This is a genomic window from Streptococcus sp. HMSC070B10, from assembly GCF_001808665.1.
Lineage (GTDB): Bacteria > Bacillota > Bacilli > Lactobacillales > Streptococcaceae > Streptococcus.
Genome location: NZ_KV794165.1, coordinates 1 through 1,666, shown reverse-complemented (window position 1 = coordinate 1,666; position 1,666 = coordinate 1). Strand labels below are relative to the sequence as shown.

At 36.6% G+C, this 1,666-nt stretch carries 4 protein-coding genes and 1 pseudogene; all 5 read right to left on the bottom strand.

The annotated features are described in order from the left end of the window. Window positions 1-19: 19 nt before the first annotated feature. Window positions 20-292, bottom strand: coding sequence for a hypothetical protein (locus HMPREF2613_RS04950; protein WP_061419259.1), 273 nt, complete (start codon window positions 290-292; stop codon window positions 20-22). A gap of 1 nt (window position 293) precedes the next feature. Further along, window positions 294-503, bottom strand: coding sequence for a hypothetical protein (locus HMPREF2613_RS04945; RefSeq protein ID WP_064276815.1), 210 nt, complete (start codon window positions 501-503; stop codon window positions 294-296). Beyond that, window positions 496-705 carry a hypothetical protein gene (locus tag HMPREF2613_RS04940; RefSeq protein WP_049509650.1) on the bottom strand — a complete coding sequence of 70 codons (210 nt, stop codon included), beginning with the start codon at window positions 703-705 and terminating at the stop codon, window positions 496-498. The genes HMPREF2613_RS04945 and HMPREF2613_RS04940 overlap by 8 nt, the downstream gene beginning before the upstream one ends. A gap of 317 nt (window positions 706-1,022) precedes the next feature. Then, window positions 1,023-1,283: a hypothetical protein gene (locus tag HMPREF2613_RS04935; RefSeq protein WP_064276816.1), complete on the bottom strand. Its 261-nt coding sequence runs from the start codon at window positions 1,281-1,283 to the stop codon at window positions 1,023-1,025. Window positions 1,284-1,294: 11 nt separating this feature from the next. Then, window positions 1,295-1,666: pseudogene (locus HMPREF2613_RS04930) on the bottom strand (hypothetical protein); the annotation flags it as partial.

Here is a 1,666-nt window from a genome sequence, read left to right as displayed (position 1 = left end):
TTTTAACCAAAAATATATTTTAGTCTTTGCCATCATCTACCCCCAAAAACTTTAAAACATCTGAAATTTTATAATACGCTTTTCTAGTATCTTCAATAGGAGGTATATACTGCGGTAGTCCTGCACCTTCCCATTTTGTCAAGGTTTTATCTCCTATGCCCAGTTCTTCCTTTAGTTCCACCTTGCTGATTAAATCTAATCTTTTTTGAGGTACTTTCTCATGGCTTTTTAAATATCGTTCCACTGCTTCCAAAATCTTAGACTTTAAATCTTCAATCATTTTTTCAAACATCTTAGTACCCCCATGGCTTAACCCCTGCAAGCTGAATATATCGCCCATAATCAGGGCTTAAATCCTCGCTAGTCGTTTCTATCGTCTGTGTACTTTCTCGCTCAATTCGGGCGCTTTTTTGGCGGTCTAGGTGGTTTAGATACATGAGAAAGCCAACCAATATCACGGTAAAAATAAGCGCCTGTGTATTGCTTAAATCTAACTCATTCATGTTTTATCCCCTTTCTATAGTCATTAGCCTGTTGAGTATGTTCTGAAATGAGTTGGTTCATAGCTTGGATTACTGTATTTAGTAAAGCTGATGATTGTTTACTGTCTTCCATACTAGCCATTTCTAAGACTAGTAGAGTATCAGTTAACTGACAACAAAGCCCCTCATAATCTACTAGAACATCATTTGTATTTACTGTCATATTATTTCCTTTTCTTTTGCCTTTTCTTATACAGGTTTCCACCCACTCCAAACGCTGGGCGATTGCCCCAAGTTGGCGAACGCTTGTAGCGGTGTTTCGTGAGTAATTACCCATCTTTCAGCTAAACAAGGTCTTAGAATTACCCTGTCAGCACTTGATTTTCAAAACCTTTTCTAATTGCTTGCCTGCTCTTCGGTTTTTCTTTATGTATTTGATAGAATAGATATTTTTTGCTATAATCAAAGCATAGAAAAAATTTCTATATCCTTAATCTTATCGCTTGCTCGCCTCGTCTAAAATTTGAGCAAGTGATTTTTTTATTTTCTTTTTGCATGATTACTACCTGACTTTGGTTTATAAATCAAATCTTTACTATCGATAAGATCTAGAATCCAGCTGAATCCCTGCTCTACTGTCTCAAGAAATGCCCCCAGGTCTTCACTTTCTAAGTCCTCATAGTTCATACAAAGATATTCGGCTAATTGTCTGTCTTTCTCAACTAGCTTTTTAAAATCCTTGGAATACTTTGGAATTTCTAACCCTTTGGCATTTGTAACTGTCTTAAATTCATTTTCCATTTTCTATACTCCTATACTTTAAAAATTAATTCCTTAATTTCTGAATACCCCCTATTCAAGTTAATCATAGCTATTACCATATCTTCCAATCGCTGATAGATTGTCAGTTCATCACTTGTTAAACTGTCAATACCGTTTTCACTTTCTCGCTCTTGCATGAGTTGGGCTTTGTTTTTCCCAGTTGCTCCCTTTAGCAGTAGGTTTGTAAGAGTGCTATAGGCATGCTTGGGTGCTTTCTCCCATGATTTGATAGATTCGGTTAAGGTCTTGCGCTTTGGCTTTTCCAGTTCCCGTTGAAGATAGCGTTTAGAAAGTTCATCACGCATTTCAAAGAAGGCTTTGACTAGGTTCTTCTTAAACTCTTTTACGGGTTCTGTATTTCG